Origin of the sequence: Flavobacterium microcysteis, assembly GCF_006385255.1 — a bacterium.
In the GTDB taxonomy this organism is placed as follows: domain Bacteria; phylum Bacteroidota; class Bacteroidia; order Flavobacteriales; family Flavobacteriaceae; genus Flavobacterium; species Flavobacterium microcysteis.
Genome location: NZ_VFJE01000053.1, coordinates 42,568 through 57,483, shown reverse-complemented (window position 1 = coordinate 57,483; position 14,916 = coordinate 42,568). Strand labels below are relative to the sequence as shown.

General features: G+C 36.7%; 14 protein-coding genes. 4 read left to right on the top strand and 10 right to left on the bottom strand.

Translation table 11 applies throughout. The features are described 5' to 3' along the window. The first annotated feature begins 126 nt into the window (after positions 1 to 126). Together FJA49_RS07390 and FJA49_RS07385 are read left to right on the top strand one after the other, a co-directional pair. Complete coding sequence (locus FJA49_RS07390; RefSeq protein WP_140000353.1) at positions 127 to 1,512, top strand: RCC1 domain-containing protein; 1,386 nt, start codon at positions 127 to 129, stop codon at positions 1,510 to 1,512. A gap of 139 nt (positions 1,513 to 1,651) precedes the next feature. Beyond that, a complete protein-coding gene (locus FJA49_RS07385) occupies positions 1,652 to 2,998 on the top strand; it encodes a T9SS type A sorting domain-containing protein (RefSeq protein WP_140000352.1) in 1,347 nt (448 codons plus the stop codon). A 55-nt stretch (positions 2,999 to 3,053) separates the two neighbouring features. Here the strand turns inward: FJA49_RS07385 and FJA49_RS07380 are convergent, their stop codons facing one another. From FJA49_RS07380 to FJA49_RS07340, 9 genes are all read right to left on the bottom strand, one after another. Beyond that, the gene (locus FJA49_RS07380; protein WP_140000351.1) at positions 3,054 to 3,767 is read right to left on the bottom strand and encodes a DUF4369 domain-containing protein; all 714 of its coding nucleotides are present in this window, start codon (positions 3,765 to 3,767) and stop codon (positions 3,054 to 3,056) included. A 126-nt stretch (positions 3,768 to 3,893) separates the two neighbouring features. After that, positions 3,894 to 5,741 carry a M61 family metallopeptidase gene (locus tag FJA49_RS07375; protein WP_140000350.1) on the bottom strand — a complete coding sequence of 616 codons (1,848 nt, stop codon included), beginning with the start codon at positions 5,739 to 5,741 and terminating at the stop codon, positions 3,894 to 3,896. A gap of 76 nt (positions 5,742 to 5,817) precedes the next feature. Then, the gene (locus FJA49_RS07370; protein WP_140000349.1) at positions 5,818 to 6,759 is read right to left on the bottom strand and encodes an alpha/beta hydrolase; all 942 of its coding nucleotides are present in this window, start codon (positions 6,757 to 6,759) and stop codon (positions 5,818 to 5,820) included. 4 nt (positions 6,760 to 6,763) lie between these two features. Next, the gene (locus FJA49_RS07365) at positions 6,764 to 7,357 is read right to left on the bottom strand and encodes a hypothetical protein (RefSeq protein ID WP_140000348.1); all 594 of its coding nucleotides are present in this window, start codon (positions 7,355 to 7,357) and stop codon (positions 6,764 to 6,766) included. After that, positions 7,354 to 7,635 (bottom strand): DUF2089 family protein, encoded by a 282-nt coding sequence (locus tag FJA49_RS07360; RefSeq protein ID WP_140000347.1) that lies wholly within the window; start codon positions 7,633 to 7,635, stop codon positions 7,354 to 7,356. The genes FJA49_RS07365 and FJA49_RS07360 overlap by 4 nt, the downstream gene beginning before the upstream one ends. Positions 7,636 to 7,767: 132 nt before the next feature. Further along, the gene (locus FJA49_RS07355) at positions 7,768 to 8,046 is read right to left on the bottom strand and encodes a DUF2805 domain-containing protein (RefSeq protein ID WP_140000346.1); all 279 of its coding nucleotides are present in this window, start codon (positions 8,044 to 8,046) and stop codon (positions 7,768 to 7,770) included. 92 nt (positions 8,047 to 8,138) lie between these two features. After that, the gene (locus tag FJA49_RS07350; RefSeq protein WP_140000345.1) at positions 8,139 to 8,981 is read right to left on the bottom strand and encodes a sterol desaturase family protein; all 843 of its coding nucleotides are present in this window, start codon (positions 8,979 to 8,981) and stop codon (positions 8,139 to 8,141) included. Positions 8,982 to 8,997: 16 nt separating this feature from the next. Further along, complete coding sequence (locus FJA49_RS07345) at positions 8,998 to 10,347, bottom strand: sensor histidine kinase (RefSeq protein WP_140000344.1); 1,350 nt, start codon at positions 10,345 to 10,347, stop codon at positions 8,998 to 9,000. A 181-nt stretch (positions 10,348 to 10,528) separates the two neighbouring features. Beyond that, the gene (locus FJA49_RS07340; protein WP_140000343.1) at positions 10,529 to 11,428 is read right to left on the bottom strand and encodes an EamA family transporter; all 900 of its coding nucleotides are present in this window, start codon (positions 11,426 to 11,428) and stop codon (positions 10,529 to 10,531) included. 140 nt (positions 11,429 to 11,568) lie between these two features. Here FJA49_RS07340 and FJA49_RS07335 point away from each other — a divergent pair, with 140 nt between their 5' ends. Then, positions 11,569 to 12,180, top strand: coding sequence for a murein L,D-transpeptidase catalytic domain-containing protein (locus FJA49_RS07335; RefSeq protein WP_140000342.1), 612 nt, complete (start codon positions 11,569 to 11,571; stop codon positions 12,178 to 12,180). Between the two features lie 178 nt (positions 12,181 to 12,358). On the opposite strand, the gene htpG is transcribed toward FJA49_RS07335, so the two are convergent. Next, positions 12,359 to 14,245 (bottom strand): molecular chaperone HtpG, encoded by a 1,887-nt coding sequence (gene htpG / locus FJA49_RS07330; RefSeq protein WP_140000341.1) that lies wholly within the window; start codon positions 14,243 to 14,245, stop codon positions 12,359 to 12,361. Between the two features lie 184 nt (positions 14,246 to 14,429). Here htpG and FJA49_RS07325 point away from each other — a divergent pair, with 184 nt between their 5' ends. After that, on the top strand, positions 14,430 to 14,906 hold the full coding sequence (locus tag FJA49_RS07325) for a lipocalin family protein (RefSeq protein ID WP_140000340.1): 477 nt from the start codon (positions 14,430 to 14,432) through the stop codon (positions 14,904 to 14,906). Positions 14,907 to 14,916: the final 10 nt, after the last annotated feature.

Below are 14,916 nucleotides of genomic sequence, written 5' to 3'. Positions count from 1 at the left end.
GGATATCCTGAAACGAAAAACGCCTTGAATTAACAAGGCGTTTTTTTATAAAAGAGATCTATTGAAAAAAATATTTTAGAATATTATTTTTTCTTTTCTTTGAAGGAACATTTGTAAAACAAAAACATGAAAATAATTTACTCTCTAAAAAAGCAGCTATTAGTATCTTGTCTTTTGCTTAATAGCGTCTTTTCTTTTGCGCAATGCTGGTCTCAAATAACAGGAGGCCGCCTCCATACTGTTGCGTTAAAAACCGATGGTACAATTTGGGCTTTGGGAGGTAATGCCTATGGTCAATTAGGTGATGGTACTACAACCGACAAAAGCGCTCCGATTCAAATTGGTACTGATACAAATTGGGCTAAAGTATGTGCTGGAGGATATCACACATTTGCAATAAAAACCGATGGCACGCTTTGGGCTTGGGGGCGCAATGATTATGGTCAGCTAGGTGACGGTACTATTATTAACAAAAGCACTCCAATACGAATTGGAGTTTTAAGTGATTGGTCACAGATTGAAGCAAAAGATGCTCGTAATATTGCAATAAAAACGGATGGTACACTTTGGTCATGGGGTATCATTGATTTAGATGAGAATGCTGAGTATAGAGATACCCCGGAGCAAGTAGGTACTGATACCGATTGGTCTAAGATTTCACGTGGCTTAGGACATATAATTGCATTAAAAACGAATGGTACACTTTGGGCCTGGGGAGGAAATAGTGAAGGTCAATTAGGTGATGGTACTACAACTCTTAAAACCACTCCGATACAGATAGGTACGGCAAATGATTGGTCAAAAATAGCAACAGGATATATGCATACAGTTGCATTAAAAACAGATGGTACGCTATGGGCCTGGGGAGCTAACCAGTGGAGTTGGCTTGGTGATGGTACCACAATTGGAAAGACTACTCCAATACAAATTGGAACAGATACCAATTGGTCTCAAATAGCAGCCTCAAATATCAATACGGTAGCAGTAAAAACTGATGGCACGCTATGGACCTGGGGAGCTAATTATTTTGGTCAGCTAGGCAATCATGGTGATCCTAACGGTAGAAATGTTATACCGAGACAAGTAGGTACAGATACCAATTGGTCACAAATAACAATGGGGTATATGCACGTTATTGCATTAAAAACAGATAACACACTTTGGACTTGGGGGTCCAACTTCTCTGGTCAAATAGGTGATGGTACTACTAATGATAGATATGCACCAAGAGAAATAAGCTGTTCAGCTCTGTCAGTTGATAATCCCGCAGCCAATTTAGAGATGGCACTAATTTATCCAAATCCTGCCAATGCTGTTTTGAATATTGAAACCCGTCAGTCACAATTAGAGAAAATAGAGCTATATGACCTGCAAGGAAGGTTAATTCTGATGAAGAATGCGAAGACTGAGACAAATATCGTGTTAGATATTTCCAATGTAACTTCTGGTACTTATATCGTAAAGCTATTTACAGATAAGGGAACTCAAAACACAAAAATAATTAAGAATTAGTACTTTCTATTTCCATATAACGTAATAAAAAAACGCCTTGAATTTTCAAGGCGTTTTTTTGTTAAGAGATGAATTGAAAAAGTATTTTTAGCAATAACATATTTTTCTTTTCTTTGAAGGGATATTTATAAAATAAAACATGAAAATAATTTACTCTCTAAAAAAGCAGCTATTAGTATCTTGTCTTTTGTTTAGTAGTGCCTTTTCTTTTGCCCAATGTTGGTCTCAAGTGGGAGCTGGTCTTTGGTATACAGTTGCTATTAAAACAGATGGTAAGCTTTGGGCTTGGGGGCGTAATTATTATGGTCAGCTAGGTGATGGTACTACAGTCGATAAAAATACTCCAATTCAGATAGGTACTGAAACAAATTGGTCTAAAGTAAGACCTGGATACTTCCATACAGTTGCTATTAAAACGGATGGCACGCTTTGGAGCTGGGGGCGTAATGTTTATGGAGAGCTTGGTGATGGAACTACTATTGACAAAAGCACTCCAATACAGGTAGGAGTTTCAAATGACTGGTCAGAAATTGAAGCAGGAGAAGCCATTACAATTGCAATAAAAACGAATGGTACGCTTTGGGCTTGGGGATATAATGGAGAGCATACACCGGATTCACGAAGAAATACCCCAGTACAAATAGGTGTCGATACCGATTGGGCTAAAATTGCTTGGGGTGGATCACATGTAGTCATATTAAAAACAAATGGTACACTTTGGGATTGGAACTTAAGATATGCCAATGTTCCAATACAAATAGGCGCAGAAAATAATTGGTCTAAAATAGCATCTGGAATTTTCCGTTCGGCTGCTATAAAAACAGACGGTACACTTTGGGCTTGGGGAGATAATGGGTTAGGTTGGCTTGGAGATGGAACAACTATTGATAGAAGCGCTCCGGTACAAATAGGGACAGATGCCAATTGGTCAGAAGTTAAAGCAGGAGATGCCTGTACAATTGCCATAAAAACGGATGGCACACTATGGGCATGGGGGAGTAACTATTTTGGCCAGCTGGGTGATGGTACAACTAATACTAAACTTGTACCAACTCAATCAGGCACAGATACCAACTGGTCACAAATAACAGTAGGTGATTCCAGCAATTTTGCATTAAAATCAGATGGTACACTATGGGCATGGGGGGGAAATTTAGGTAGAGAATTAGGTGATGGTACTAATATTCAAAGAAACAGTCCAATAGAAATAGGTTGTCCAGCTCTGTCAGTTGATAATCCTGCAGCCAATTTAGAGATGGCACTAATTTATCCAAATCCTGCCAATGCTGTTTTGAATATTGAAACCCGTCAGTCACAATTGGAGAAAATAGAGCTATATGATCTGCAAGGAAGGTTAATTCTGATGAAGAATGCGAAGACTGAGACAAATATCGTGTTAGATATTTCCAATGTAACTTCTGGTACTTATATCGTAAAGCTATTTACGGATAAGGGAACTCAAAACGCAAAAATAATTAAGAATTAGTAATTTCATATATGTAATAATAAAAAACGCCTTGAATTTTCAAGGCGTTTTTTTATTACTGTTTCTGTTCTGCTTGTTTTCTTTCAGCTACAAACTTCGTTAGCATCTTTCCGTATTTGGATTGTGCTATTTTTGGAGCCATAGATTTGTCTATAGTGTCCAGATACTTAATGTTGGCATTATAAATGTCCGCTAGAGCGATATATGGAGCGATGTCATGGTCTTTGTTGTTTAAGGCAAAGTTGATGGCCATCAGATATTTTCTTTTTAGGTTGTCGCTATTCTTCTTGTCAAAATCTGACGAAACATCTCTCTTAAATTGTAGCGCTCTTAATTTCTCTTCTGTCAGGCTTAATTGCGTGTTTTTGTACCTTGACATGATTTTTCTGTATTCTTCAAATAATTTTTGATTTTCAGAGCCTGTTATTTTTGCTGCAGCAAAAAAGGAATCCAGTCTTGTGTCGATTGTCATGTTTCCAGGCTCGGCAAAAAACATTAAATTGTTGTCAATGCTATTAGTTTCGCCTCTATCTAAAAACAGGTAAAGCATTTCTGGCGAATCGATAGTCAGATGGCTTTCAAAATGAGAGTTCCCCTTGATAACAATCGTATCAACAGCAACTAACGCCGTATCCACAATTTTCTGAATATAAAGCGTTCCTTGTTTTAAGCCTTCCACATTTCCTTTGATGTGAAGATTTCCTTCTTTCTTTTCTTCCTTACAGGAAATCATTGCTAATGCTGCAAAAGCAAACACTATTTTTCTCATAATTGTTGCTGGTATTTTTGCGGGCAGTTTTATTCTTGGCAGCCCCTGATTTTTAATTTGCGGCAAAATAATAAAAAAATCCCCAATTTAGATTTTAAATTGGGGATTAGTTTTATAGTATGCTGATTATCCTTTTAACCAGGCTTCTTTTAATTTGGCTTTACTCGCATCGGTAGCCTGATATCCTTCTACTTCTTCACTAGGAAGCTTGATATTTCCTTTTAGTTGCATTTCTTTACCGTTACGTTTTACTTTTACTGTAATCGGGTCATTTTCTTTCCATGTCAAGCTGCCCATGATCATATCATAAACATTGTCAAGATTGTATTTTGTGCCATTGACTTCAAGAAGTATATCGGCATCTTTTACGCCCAGATTCTTATAGAAATCAAGCTTTTCACTACCTGCAAGTATAAAAATTTCTTTTGTTGCCGGATTGATTGAGAAGTTAGGCTCCATACCTTTAAGGAAGGCATTTCCTGTAACCTTAGTCATCGCTTTTGTAACGCCCATTTTAGCAAAATAAACATCATAAGGAATAGGTGTTGGCCCAGCAACATAAGTGTCAAGGAACTTTCGAACTTCTGGTGAAGTCAAAGACTCGATTTTGTCAAAAAGTTCTGAATCGTCAAAAGCTTTTTTAGTGCCATATTCGTTAGAAAGTTTCTGCATCAGGTCAAGAATGCCTCTTTGTCCGTTGCTGTCCTGGCGAATCTGTATGTCAATACACATGGCTATCAAGGCCCCTTTTTCGTATACGTTTTGGTATTGTTCCTTATAAGGTTTCTGTAACACCATAGAACTCATTTTGGTAAATGGCATGGTGTCATCCATAGTCGAAGCATTGGCAATTTTGGTAGCCATTCTTTCGTAAAATTCATCTTCGGTAATTAAGCCTTGATTGACCTGGAAAAGGTTTGCGAAATATTCAGTCACACCTTCATACATCCATAAGTGCTCCGACATTTTTGGCTTGTTATAGTCAAAGAACTGGATTTCTTTTGAATGTATTGTCAATGGCGTCACGATATGGAAGAACTCATGAGAAACAACATCTTTCAACTGCTCGGCTAATTGTTCTTTTGGCATAGCTTCCGGCATTACTACCGTTGTTGCTGTAGGATGTTCCAAAGCTCCAAAACCGTGGGCATCATTGCGGGATGTGTCAGACAGATAGATAAGAACACTATATTTTTTTGTAGAATTGAATTTGCCTAAGAAATTCTTTTGTGCAGTCATCATTGTTTTCATCTCTGGAGTAATGCTCTCTGCAGTAACTATACCGTTTGGAGAATAAACGGCAATCAGGATTTCCATCCCGTTTACAGTAAAAGTTGTATAATCCGGTTTGGAATACATAATAGGATTTTCTACCAATTCAGAATATCTGGAAACAGTAAAAATGTCTTTGGTGTCAGAAGCATCCGTATCGGTCATTGATGTTGCACCCCAAAGTGTTGCGGGATGCGTAATGTTTACCTGATAAGGAACATCAAGAAACTCTTTAAAATAGCCTACAAAAGCATGAGTATTCAACATGATGTTTTTTCCTGCCTCGATATTACTACCAGCCGGTGAAAAAATATCATGTGTACTTTCAATATCATAGGTGTCATTTACCCAATAGGTCAGTTTTGCAAGTTTTTTTGCATCGCTGATAGTCCAGGAGTTATCATCTGTTTTGGCTACACTCAATGCATTGCCTTTGGCATCGTAAGCTTTTACGTTTTCTAAAAATTTCCCATAATCGTCTTCAGAATAGGTTCCTGGTATTATTTTAGGAATATGATAGGTAATCTTCTCGGATTTAATCGCTGGCGGTACGACTGTAACCATTACTTTGTCATCTTTGATGCCGTTAAGGTCGATTTGTACCTCAACTTCATTTTTTGTGATGTTTGATACTATATTTTCAGAGGGTTTGCAGCTCCATAATAATGCAGCAACTGCCAGTGAATAAACTATTTTTCTCATTATTTTTTTGTTTTATCCTCAATAGGTTCGCCAAACTAGTTTTTTGTTACAGCTTCCTGTTTTATTTAAGAAAGAATTATATTTTTTTGAGAAAGGTAGTAATTTTTTCTATAAGTTGAGGCATCACCGGAAGGTTCGGATTCGTGTAACTTCCCATGTTTTCGGTCTCATCTCCTTTGATTTCTTTGAATATATGGTTCATGTTTTCAATAAGGACTAATTCCGATTTCGGATTGGCATTATGGAGCAATTCAGCGTCTTGTACTGGAATCTGTATGTCTTTTGTGCCATTAATAATAAGAATAGGGATTTGTAGTTTTTTGATTTCTTCCTGCGGATTGTGTTTCAGCCATGAAATCATATAAGGTTGGACACTTGCTCTGAAAAGTCCTGCTAACATTGGATTTTTAGCTTCAAAAGTTTCTCCTTTTTTGAGAAGTTCAAGACCTTTGGCTGTTTCTTCTTTCAACATTGGCGCTCTCTTCCCAATCTGTTCTACCAAAACTTCATCGATCGGCCTGCCTGCACCGGCAAGCGAAATAAAAGCATCCGCATCAGGTAGTGCGGCATTCATACCAATCAGAGATCCTTCACTATGTCCGGCAATGATGATTTTATGAAACTGTTTTTTTGCTTTGAAGTAGCTTACGATATCTTTTACATCTTGGATTAAAGGGTCAAAGCTTAGTTTGGATTCATCTAATTTTCCGGAACGCATTTCAACAATAGGCCTTTTGTCATAATTGTAAACTGCAAAATTGTTTTTGGCCAGACCCTCAGCTAAAAATTTTAAGCAGTTGCTGATGGCACCCAGCTGGTTCCCATTTCTATCAGTTGGTCCTGAACCTGCAATCAGGATAATCAAGTCTGTTTTTTTAGAAGCCTTTTCAGGAGTGTAAAGAGTTCCCGGGATAAAAGGGTTGATGTCTATTTCCTCTGTAGAAAATTTGCTTTCTTGTGAAAACGAGGCTACTGCTGAAAAGAATACAAAACTAAGTGAGATTATTTTTTTGATCATGATGTTAATAGGTAAGAAGTGAGATAAGGATTTTGGAAATAATTTCTGCAGCCACAATAGCAAGTGCGAAATATAATTTGTGTGCAATGGTCTTACAGTTGGTTGCTATTTTAAATCCGTTGTAGAGAAGGATTATAAACCATACCAGACACAAAATAGATATCATGGCAAACAGCATTAATAGTATCATGCTAACTGGAGACAGGTCTAGTTCAGTAGGCATTGCTTTTAGGTCTAGTTTTTCAACGATGCTGGCAGTGACATCTGAAATATAATTTCTGAAATTGAAAAAAGTCAACAGGTAAAAAGGTATACGTGAGATAAGAATAGGACTTAGGATGTCAATTATTCTGGTTTTGGAGTTAATGAGCTTCCCAACAAGAAAAAGTACTGCAAATAAGGAAACAATATTAATCAGGTTATCGATAAAAGGTTGGGCAAGTGTGGTGTTTTTTGTAAAATGTAAGTCAATAACACCGTCATATCTGCCATTTAAAAGATAGCCAAGATAACTTCCGATTGCAGTTATGATTAATCCAAAAACAAGAAGCCTGGTTTCTGAGTTTTTTTCGAACGGGTTAAAAAAGAGCTTTTTCATTGGTTTCCGGATTTAAGTTTTTTTATTTTTTCAATAATATCATCCAGTTTGTTCCTAACAGTGGGGTAGCTATTGCCCATCTGCACGGCCATTTCTTTAAGGCTGCCGCTGGTAAGGAAAAATTGAAGGATAAAATTTTGTTCTTCTTCAGAAAGCTGGAGATAGAAGGGAAGCGAATAGTTACCGGAAACGGTAGTCTGGCAGTTCTCGCACTTCAACTGTGAAACAGAGAGAGAGTCGCTACAACTGGGACAATGAATTGGGAGTTTTGGTGTCATAAACTAAAATTAATTCAATTTTATATTAATAAAGTTTATGCAAACTTAAATAAAATTAATTTTAGTTTATGTTTTATTTGAGGTAAAGGCAAAAAAAATATTCCTAAAAGGAATATTTTTAAAGTATTTATGTTAATCAAATTTATTCTTGATGTAGTATTTCCCGTCCAAATCTTCATCAAAATCATCAATCTTTGGCGGTTTTGGCTTAGGCTTGCTAGCCATTGCTTTTTTCTTCCACAGCTCAAATTTATCTGCGGTAAGTCTTTTCTTCATTATTTCGATTACATCCTTTTCGGTTAATCCTAACTCTTTTTTAATAATCTCAAAAGGATTTTTTTCCTCTAAAGCCAATGTAACAAGCTTTTCATTTTCCTCTCGAGTCAGCTCAATGTTTTTGCCTTTTTTCATTACATGAAAATTAATTCAGATAAATAGTAATTGTACGTTTTTTAATTGTTACTCAATATTAATAAAAAAAATAATTACTTTTTCAAGCGGTCTTAAATTTTTTCTTCGGGAACAGTTTGAGGAGATCTGTGTTTCTGAAAGGGAATTGCAACCAGATTAGAGAGGCGATTATTTTCGGATGGTTGCATATGAGTATCAACACCGTAGATAATGTTTTCTTTTGGGAGTGTCAAAAAAGTACCAAAAAGCCTGTCCCATATAGAGAAGATATTGCCATAATTAGAATCTGTATAAGGCAAAACATAATGATGGTGCACTTTGTGCATATTCGGAGAAACGATAATATAACTGATGTATCTGTCGAGCTTTTCAGGAAGCGAAAGATTGGCATGGTTAAATTGAGAAAAAACAACCGATAAGGATTGGTATAAAAATGCAAGCCACATCGGAGCACCAGTTATGAGTACGGCAGCAGCAGTAAATACAAAGCGTACGACACTTTCTCCCGGATGATGTCTGTTGGCAGTAGTCGTGTCTACCCAGGTGTCCGTATGATGAATCAAGTGGAAATGCCAGAGCCATCGGGTTTTGTGCTGTACAAGATGTGCTAAATAAGCTCCAATAAGGTCAAGAAGTAATAATCCGATTAAAGTATACAGCCATAACGGAAGTTCTGGTAGCCACTCAAGAACTCCAAAATTGTTTTTTAATGCCCATTCCGAGGCCAGAAGCAATATAAAAGCTAAAATGAAATTTACAACTATGGTCGTCAGGGTAAAGAAGATATTGATTCCGGCATGATTCCATTTTTTATAATTGAACCGAAATAAGGGAAATGCGTTTTCAATCATCCAAAAGATTGCAATGCCACCCACGAGTATAAGGCCTCTGTGCAATGAAGGAATGGTTGAGAAATAATTGACAATATCATTCATATCCTGCGATTTTAGTTTATGTTCCGAACATGACCGTAAACGTGGTTCCGATATTGACTTCGCTGGCTACAGAGATTTTCCCTTTCATACTTTCGATTTGTGTCTTCGTCATAAAAAGCCCAATGCCTTTGGCCTCCGGGTGATTATGGAAAATCTGGTTCATACCGAAAATCTTATGGCCATTTTTTGTCAGATCGATTCCAAGTCCGTTATCAATAACATAAAGATAAACAATATTATTTTTTCTTTCAGAACGAATTGTAATTTCCGGTGTTCTTTCCATAGCTCTGTATTTGAGAGCATTGCTAATGAGATTGTGAAAAATACTTTCCAAGTAGATTCTGGAATAGGCTATTTCTGATACTTCTTTAAAATCAGCTTTTATTATGGCACCAGATTTTAAAATTTCACCTTGTAGCGATTCAATTGTCTTGGAATAGACTTGATGGAAAGACAATATTTCCTTTTCAATTTTATTTTTTTTGATATGCAGTACTTCCATAAGCTGGTTTAGCGAATCATTCAGGTTCTGCGCTACTTTTCTAAGCATTTCAAAAATTGTCTTATACTCTTCAATCGGACTGTCATCTTCAATAGTAGCAATCAGAGCCGTAATGTTTGATGCTGGTGATCGGAGGTTGTGTGAAGTAATGCTGGCAAAATCATTAAGCTGTTGGTTTTGAATCGTAAGTTCATCCATCAGGTTTTCCTGGATGATTTTATCCAATAGTAAGCGTTTCGTATTCTGACGAATCTTGATATAAGCAAAGATCAATATCGCAAATGTGACAACAATAAAAAGAAAGAAACGATTGTTTCGAGCTTGCACATTTTCTTCGGTCTGGGCCAGATTGTCGGATAAAATTAGCACTGCCTGATTTTGGTAGTCACGTATTGATCTTCTGATAGAATCCATAACTTCCTTGCCACGGCCTTTTTTTATCAATTCTGTAGCTTCTTCCATTCCATATTCTCTTCGTGCCTTGATTACCATAGCGCTTACTTTCTGCTTGGATTCAATTAGCTTTTCCAAGGTGTCGAGCTTTTTATTTTGGTATTCGTCAGTTTCGTTCATAGAACGAAGCGAATCAATCCATATTTCGAGATTTTTATGTCCGTGGTTGTAAACTTCCAGGTAATTTTCATCTCCGGTAATCGTATAGCCACGTGTTCCTGTTTCGATGTCGATAGTACTGGAAAGCACTTTTTCAAGCACGCTATTGATATTGCTCGTATGGTTTACGATCATCCTGTTTTGTCTTACAGATTGTGATCGGCTGTGGATAGAGTAGGCAAGAATTGCAAAAGAAGTGACGATAACTATAAAGGTTATGTCAATAGTGGTTTTTAGAGATATCTTTCCCATTAGTATTCGCGGTATTATTTGTTTTGGAGCGCCCTTTTCAAGACAATGCAAAGTAATGCAATTATTTTTTTGTATACGTTTAAAAATAAAGCAAGGTTTTTCGAATGCGGGAAATCTGATAAACAATAAAAAAAAACTGCCCGAAATCCGGGCAGTTCATAGTAGTGTAAAAAATATAATTTTAGGATTCCTGCTTCCGAAACTTGACATTCATAATGACAATTGCCAGAATGATGAGCACGATACCCAGCCATTGTAGGAATACGACTTCTTCTTGAAGAAGGAAAAAGGCCATAAGTACTGAAACCGGAAGCTCAAGAGAAGAAACAATACTTCCCAATCCGATACCTGTAAGCGGAAATCCGGCATTCAATAACATTGGAGGTATGATGGTTCCAAATAATGAAAGTACAATTCCCCATTTTAAGAAAATACTAGTGTCAAAAGGCGTGTTTTGGGTAATCAGCGCAAATATAAGCACGATGATTCCACCTCCTAAAAGCATATAAAGACTTCTTTGCGCAGAAGAAATACCGACTGCAATTCTATTAGCTGTAAACATTGTTGTTGTAAAAGAAGCTGCTGCCATAAGTCCCCAGGCAAGACCTCGCCAATCCAGGTCAACTTCAGTATTGATAAGATTTGTTGCCAAAGCAGTACCAATCAATACAATAACAACCGCAATTATCTTTGTAGTTGAAGGAAGCTTTTTTTCAAGAAACATCTCTAAAAGCACACCCATCCAAACCGTCTGCATAAGCAATACGATTCCGATTGAAACAGGAATATAACGTACTGCGAGATAGTAAAAAATACTGGTCAATCCGGTAGACGTACCAGCAATCATCAAATGTGTAATATTCTTTTTAGAAGCTTTGATTACAACATTGTCTTTTCTGGTTTTTTGAAAAGCATTTATAAGAAGTATTCCGATAATCCCGAACAAAAATTGCGACGAAGTAACTTCGGCTGTTGTATAGCCTTCACCATAGGCCATCTTTACAAAAGTTGCCAACATTCCATAACTCGTAGCACCAAGACCTACAAGAAAAACTCCTTTTAATACTTTATTTCCAAACATTTTTTCATTTTTAAAAAGCGGGCAAAGATAAGGCATAGTTTTTTGCTAATCCTTTTTTTGTCATTAAATAATACTATTTTAACAGGATTGTAGTTAAGAAGTAATAGCCAGTAATTTATTTTAAATCCGATAGAAATACTATGATCCAAAGAATCTTCCTATTTGTGGCCTTGCATTTTATTAGTTGTAGCGAAGGACCAGCCACCAGTACCGAAAAGAATATCAAAAAGCGTGATTATGCCAGCTTTCATAAAGAAGCAAAGGCATTTTGTAAAAAAGAAAAATTTAACGAAGACTATTATTTCCTGATTGACTTGAGTGTTCATTCCGGGAAAAACAGATTTTATATCTACGATTTCAAGACCGATAAAATCAGTGATGAAAATCTTGTGACTCACGGCAGCTGCGATGTTGGCCAAACCAATGAGACGAAATGGGAAAAGGCAAAATTCAGCAATAAAGACAATAGCCACTGCTCGTCACAAGGTAAGTACAAGATCGGAAAAAGAGATTCCAGTACTTGGGGCATCAAGATAAAATACTGGCTTCATGGATTAGATGCCACAAATAGTAATGCCGTAAGCAGAGTCATAGTCCTGCATTCCTGGACGGCAGTTTCAAATACAGAAATAGCTCCTAGATATGCTCCGTTAAGTTGGGGTTGTCCGGCAGTATCAGATGATTTTATGAAGCTTTTGGATAAAAAACTCCAAAAGACTGATAAACCCGTACTGTTATGGATTATTGATTGAGATGAAAACTCAGATAAGCCGCAAAGTTTATTAAGATAAAATCATTAAAAAACCCTGCAAGAAACTTACAGGGTTTTTTTAATTAAAGTATGTAAAATAGATAATAGATGATAGATGATAGATATTTTGGGTAAACAGAAAGCAGAAATCTGCAATCTAAAATCCTCAATCTCAAATCTTACTTAATCAACTCAAAGCTTCTTTTTACAAAAGCGGTCAATTCTTCTCCTTTTAACAGGTTCTGAGACAGTTTAGCCAAATCTAATGCTTGTTTCACGACAGCTTCCTGATGTGATTTGTCTGTAGAATTTAATATGTTCGAAGCCAATTCGTGATTGGTATTAACTACCAAATTGTACATTTCCGGCATATTGCCCATTCCAAACATACCTCCGCCGCCGGTTTGGCTCATTTCTTTCATACGACGCAAAAATTCTGGTTGCGTAATCACAAATGGCGCCGACTGGCTGTCCAGAGCTTCTAGCTGGATAGAATATTTCTTGTCTGAAATTACACCTTCCAGTTCCGTTTTTAGTTTTTCTTTTTCCTCATCAGAAAGCTTGGAAATTGTTTCTTCTTCTTTCTTGATCAGGTTATTGATATGGTCAGAATCAACACGTACGAATGTCAGTTTTTCATTATCAGCCTCTAGTTTTTGGATAAGGTGCGAAATGATTGGTGAATCCAAAAGCAGTACGTCATAACCTTTAGCTTGAGCTTCGGCAATATAACTATGCTGTGCGTCTTTGTTAGAAGCATATAAAATGACAAGATTACCGTTTTTGTCGGTTTGTGTGTCTTTTGTTTTCTCTTTTAATTCCTCAAGTGTGTAGTATTTCTCATCAACGGTAGGATACAATGCAAATGCACCGGCCTTTTCGTAAAACTTAGGCTCAGACAGCATACCATATTCCAATACGATTTTGATATCGTTCCATTTTTGTTCGAAATCTTCACGGTTTTCAGTGAAAAGCGATTTCAACTTGTCAGCTACTTTTCGGGTAATGTAGTTGGAAATCTTCTTTACGGCTCCGTCAGCTTGCAGGTAGGAACGAGAAACGTTTAGGGGGATGTCCGGAGAATCGATAACTCCTTTTAGCATAGTCAAAAACTCGGGAACGATTCCTTCAACATTGTCGGTCACGAAAACCTGATTCTGATAGAGCTGAATTTTATCTTTTTGGATCTGCAGGTCACCTGTCATTTTTGGGAAATACAATATTCCTGTCAGGTTAAAAGGATAGTCGACATTCAAATGGATATTAAAAAGCGGTTCTTCAAATTGCATCGGATACAATTCTCTGTAGAACTCCTTATAATCTTCATCAGTAAGCTCCGTCGGCTGCTTTGTCCATGCCGGATTTGGATTGTTGATGATATTGTCAACTTCGATAGTCTCTGCTACATAATCTTCTGGAGCATCATCCGGTTTTGGAAGCGTTTCGGTTCTTGTTCCGAATTTGATTGGAATAGGCATGAACTTGTTATACTTCTCCAATAACCCTGAAATTTTTCCTTCTTCAAGAAATTCCAAAGAATCTTCTGCGATATGTAATATGATTTCCGTACCGCGTGAAGTTTTGTCAGAGGATTCCAGTGTAAATTCCGGACTTCCGTCGCATGTCCAATGTGCTGCCGGTTCGTTTTTATAGGATTTTGTAATAATCTCTACTTTTTCTGCCACCATAAATGCCGAATAGAAACCTAGTCCGAAGTGGCCTATGATTCCTGAGTCTTTGGCAGAATCTTTATATTTTTCAAGAAATTCTTCCGCTCCGGAAAAAGCAACCTGATTGATGTACTTTTCTACCTCTTCCGCAGTCATCCCCAAGCCCTGATCGATAATATGAATTTTCTTTCCTTCCTTATCGATTTTTATCTCGATGATAGGATTTCCATATTCCACTTTAGCCTCGCCAATATTTGCCAGATGTTTTAGCTTTAACGTAGCGTCAGTTGCATTGGAAACCAATTCGCGCAAGAAAATCTCGTGATCGCTGTATAAGAACTTTTTGATAAGCGGGAAAATGTTTTCTACCGAAACATTAATTTTTCCTGTTGTCATAAACTATTGATATTAATATTGTTAATTATTTTCAGTATTTTTATTTTCAAATAGAATACCAAAAACTATTGAAATGACAAATTGGCTGAATTGTTAATTTTAAGATAATAAAATGGAAATTTTAACATTTCGAAATCAATCCATTGTATATTTGTAACGTAATAAACTTTAAAAATACCAATCTATGAAAAAATTAATCTTACTTGGAGTTTTTGCAGTGCTATTTGCATCTTGTAAAACTTCATCGATAACTAACACTAAGACGGATAGGTCTTCACAGGTTGCAATTAAAGGAAACTGGGTTGTCAGTTCCGTTAATTATCCAGGCTCTGAATACATTAAGGTGAATTCTTTTCAGTTAGCTGATTCACAATGTTTTGTAGGAAGTACGTGGAAATTCATTTCAAACAATAATAAAGGTGAGATGGCATTGACCAAAATGGGATGTCCGGCATTCAGCTCGCCAATTACCTGGTTTGTTAATAAAGACGGACAATTTGTCCTTAAAGTTCTTGATGCTGGTGAAAAAGCTAAAAGAGTAAGAGATGGGTATGTATTGGCTGTTGCCAACCAAACAGAAACCTCATTCCAATTGATAGACAAAATTGACGTAGGAGGGAAACTGACAGACGTTGTATATCAATTTACAAAAGTAAACTAATCCAAAAACA

Coding starts and splice junctions, on each gene's coding strand:
- FJA49_RS07390 (WP_140000353.1), top strand. CDS start 127: ATGAAAATAATTTACTCTCTAAAAAAGCAGCTATTAGTATCTTGTCTT.
- FJA49_RS07385 (WP_140000352.1), top strand. CDS start 1,652: ATGAAAATAATTTACTCTCTAAAAAAGCAGCTATTAGTATCTTGTCTT.
- FJA49_RS07380 (WP_140000351.1), bottom strand. CDS start 3,767: ATGAGAAAAATAGTGTTTGCTTTTGCAGCATTAGCAATGATTTCCTGT.
- FJA49_RS07375 (WP_140000350.1), bottom strand. CDS start 5,741: ATGAGAAAAATAGTTTATTCACTGGCAGTTGCTGCATTATTATGGAGC.
- FJA49_RS07370 (WP_140000349.1), bottom strand. CDS start 6,759: ATGATCAAAAAAATAATCTCACTTAGTTTTGTATTCTTTTCAGCAGTA.
- FJA49_RS07365 (WP_140000348.1), bottom strand. CDS start 7,357: ATGAAAAAGCTCTTTTTTAACCCGTTCGAAAAAAACTCAGAAACCAGG.
- FJA49_RS07360 (WP_140000347.1), bottom strand. CDS start 7,635: ATGACACCAAAACTCCCAATTCATTGTCCCAGTTGTAGCGACTCTCTC.
- FJA49_RS07355 (WP_140000346.1), bottom strand. CDS start 8,046: ATGAAAAAAGGCAAAAACATTGAGCTGACTCGAGAGGAAAATGAAAAG.
- FJA49_RS07350 (WP_140000345.1), bottom strand. CDS start 8,981: ATGAATGATATTGTCAATTATTTCTCAACCATTCCTTCATTGCACAGA.
- FJA49_RS07345 (WP_140000344.1), bottom strand. CDS start 10,347: ATGGGAAAGATATCTCTAAAAACCACTATTGACATAACCTTTATAGTT.
- FJA49_RS07340 (WP_140000343.1), bottom strand. CDS start 11,428: ATGTTTGGAAATAAAGTATTAAAAGGAGTTTTTCTTGTAGGTCTTGGT.
- FJA49_RS07335 (WP_140000342.1), top strand. CDS start 11,569: ATGATCCAAAGAATCTTCCTATTTGTGGCCTTGCATTTTATTAGTTGT.
- htpG (WP_140000341.1), bottom strand. CDS start 14,245: ATGACAACAGGAAAAATTAATGTTTCGGTAGAAAACATTTTCCCGCTT.
- FJA49_RS07325 (WP_140000340.1), top strand. CDS start 14,430: ATGAAAAAATTAATCTTACTTGGAGTTTTTGCAGTGCTATTTGCATCT.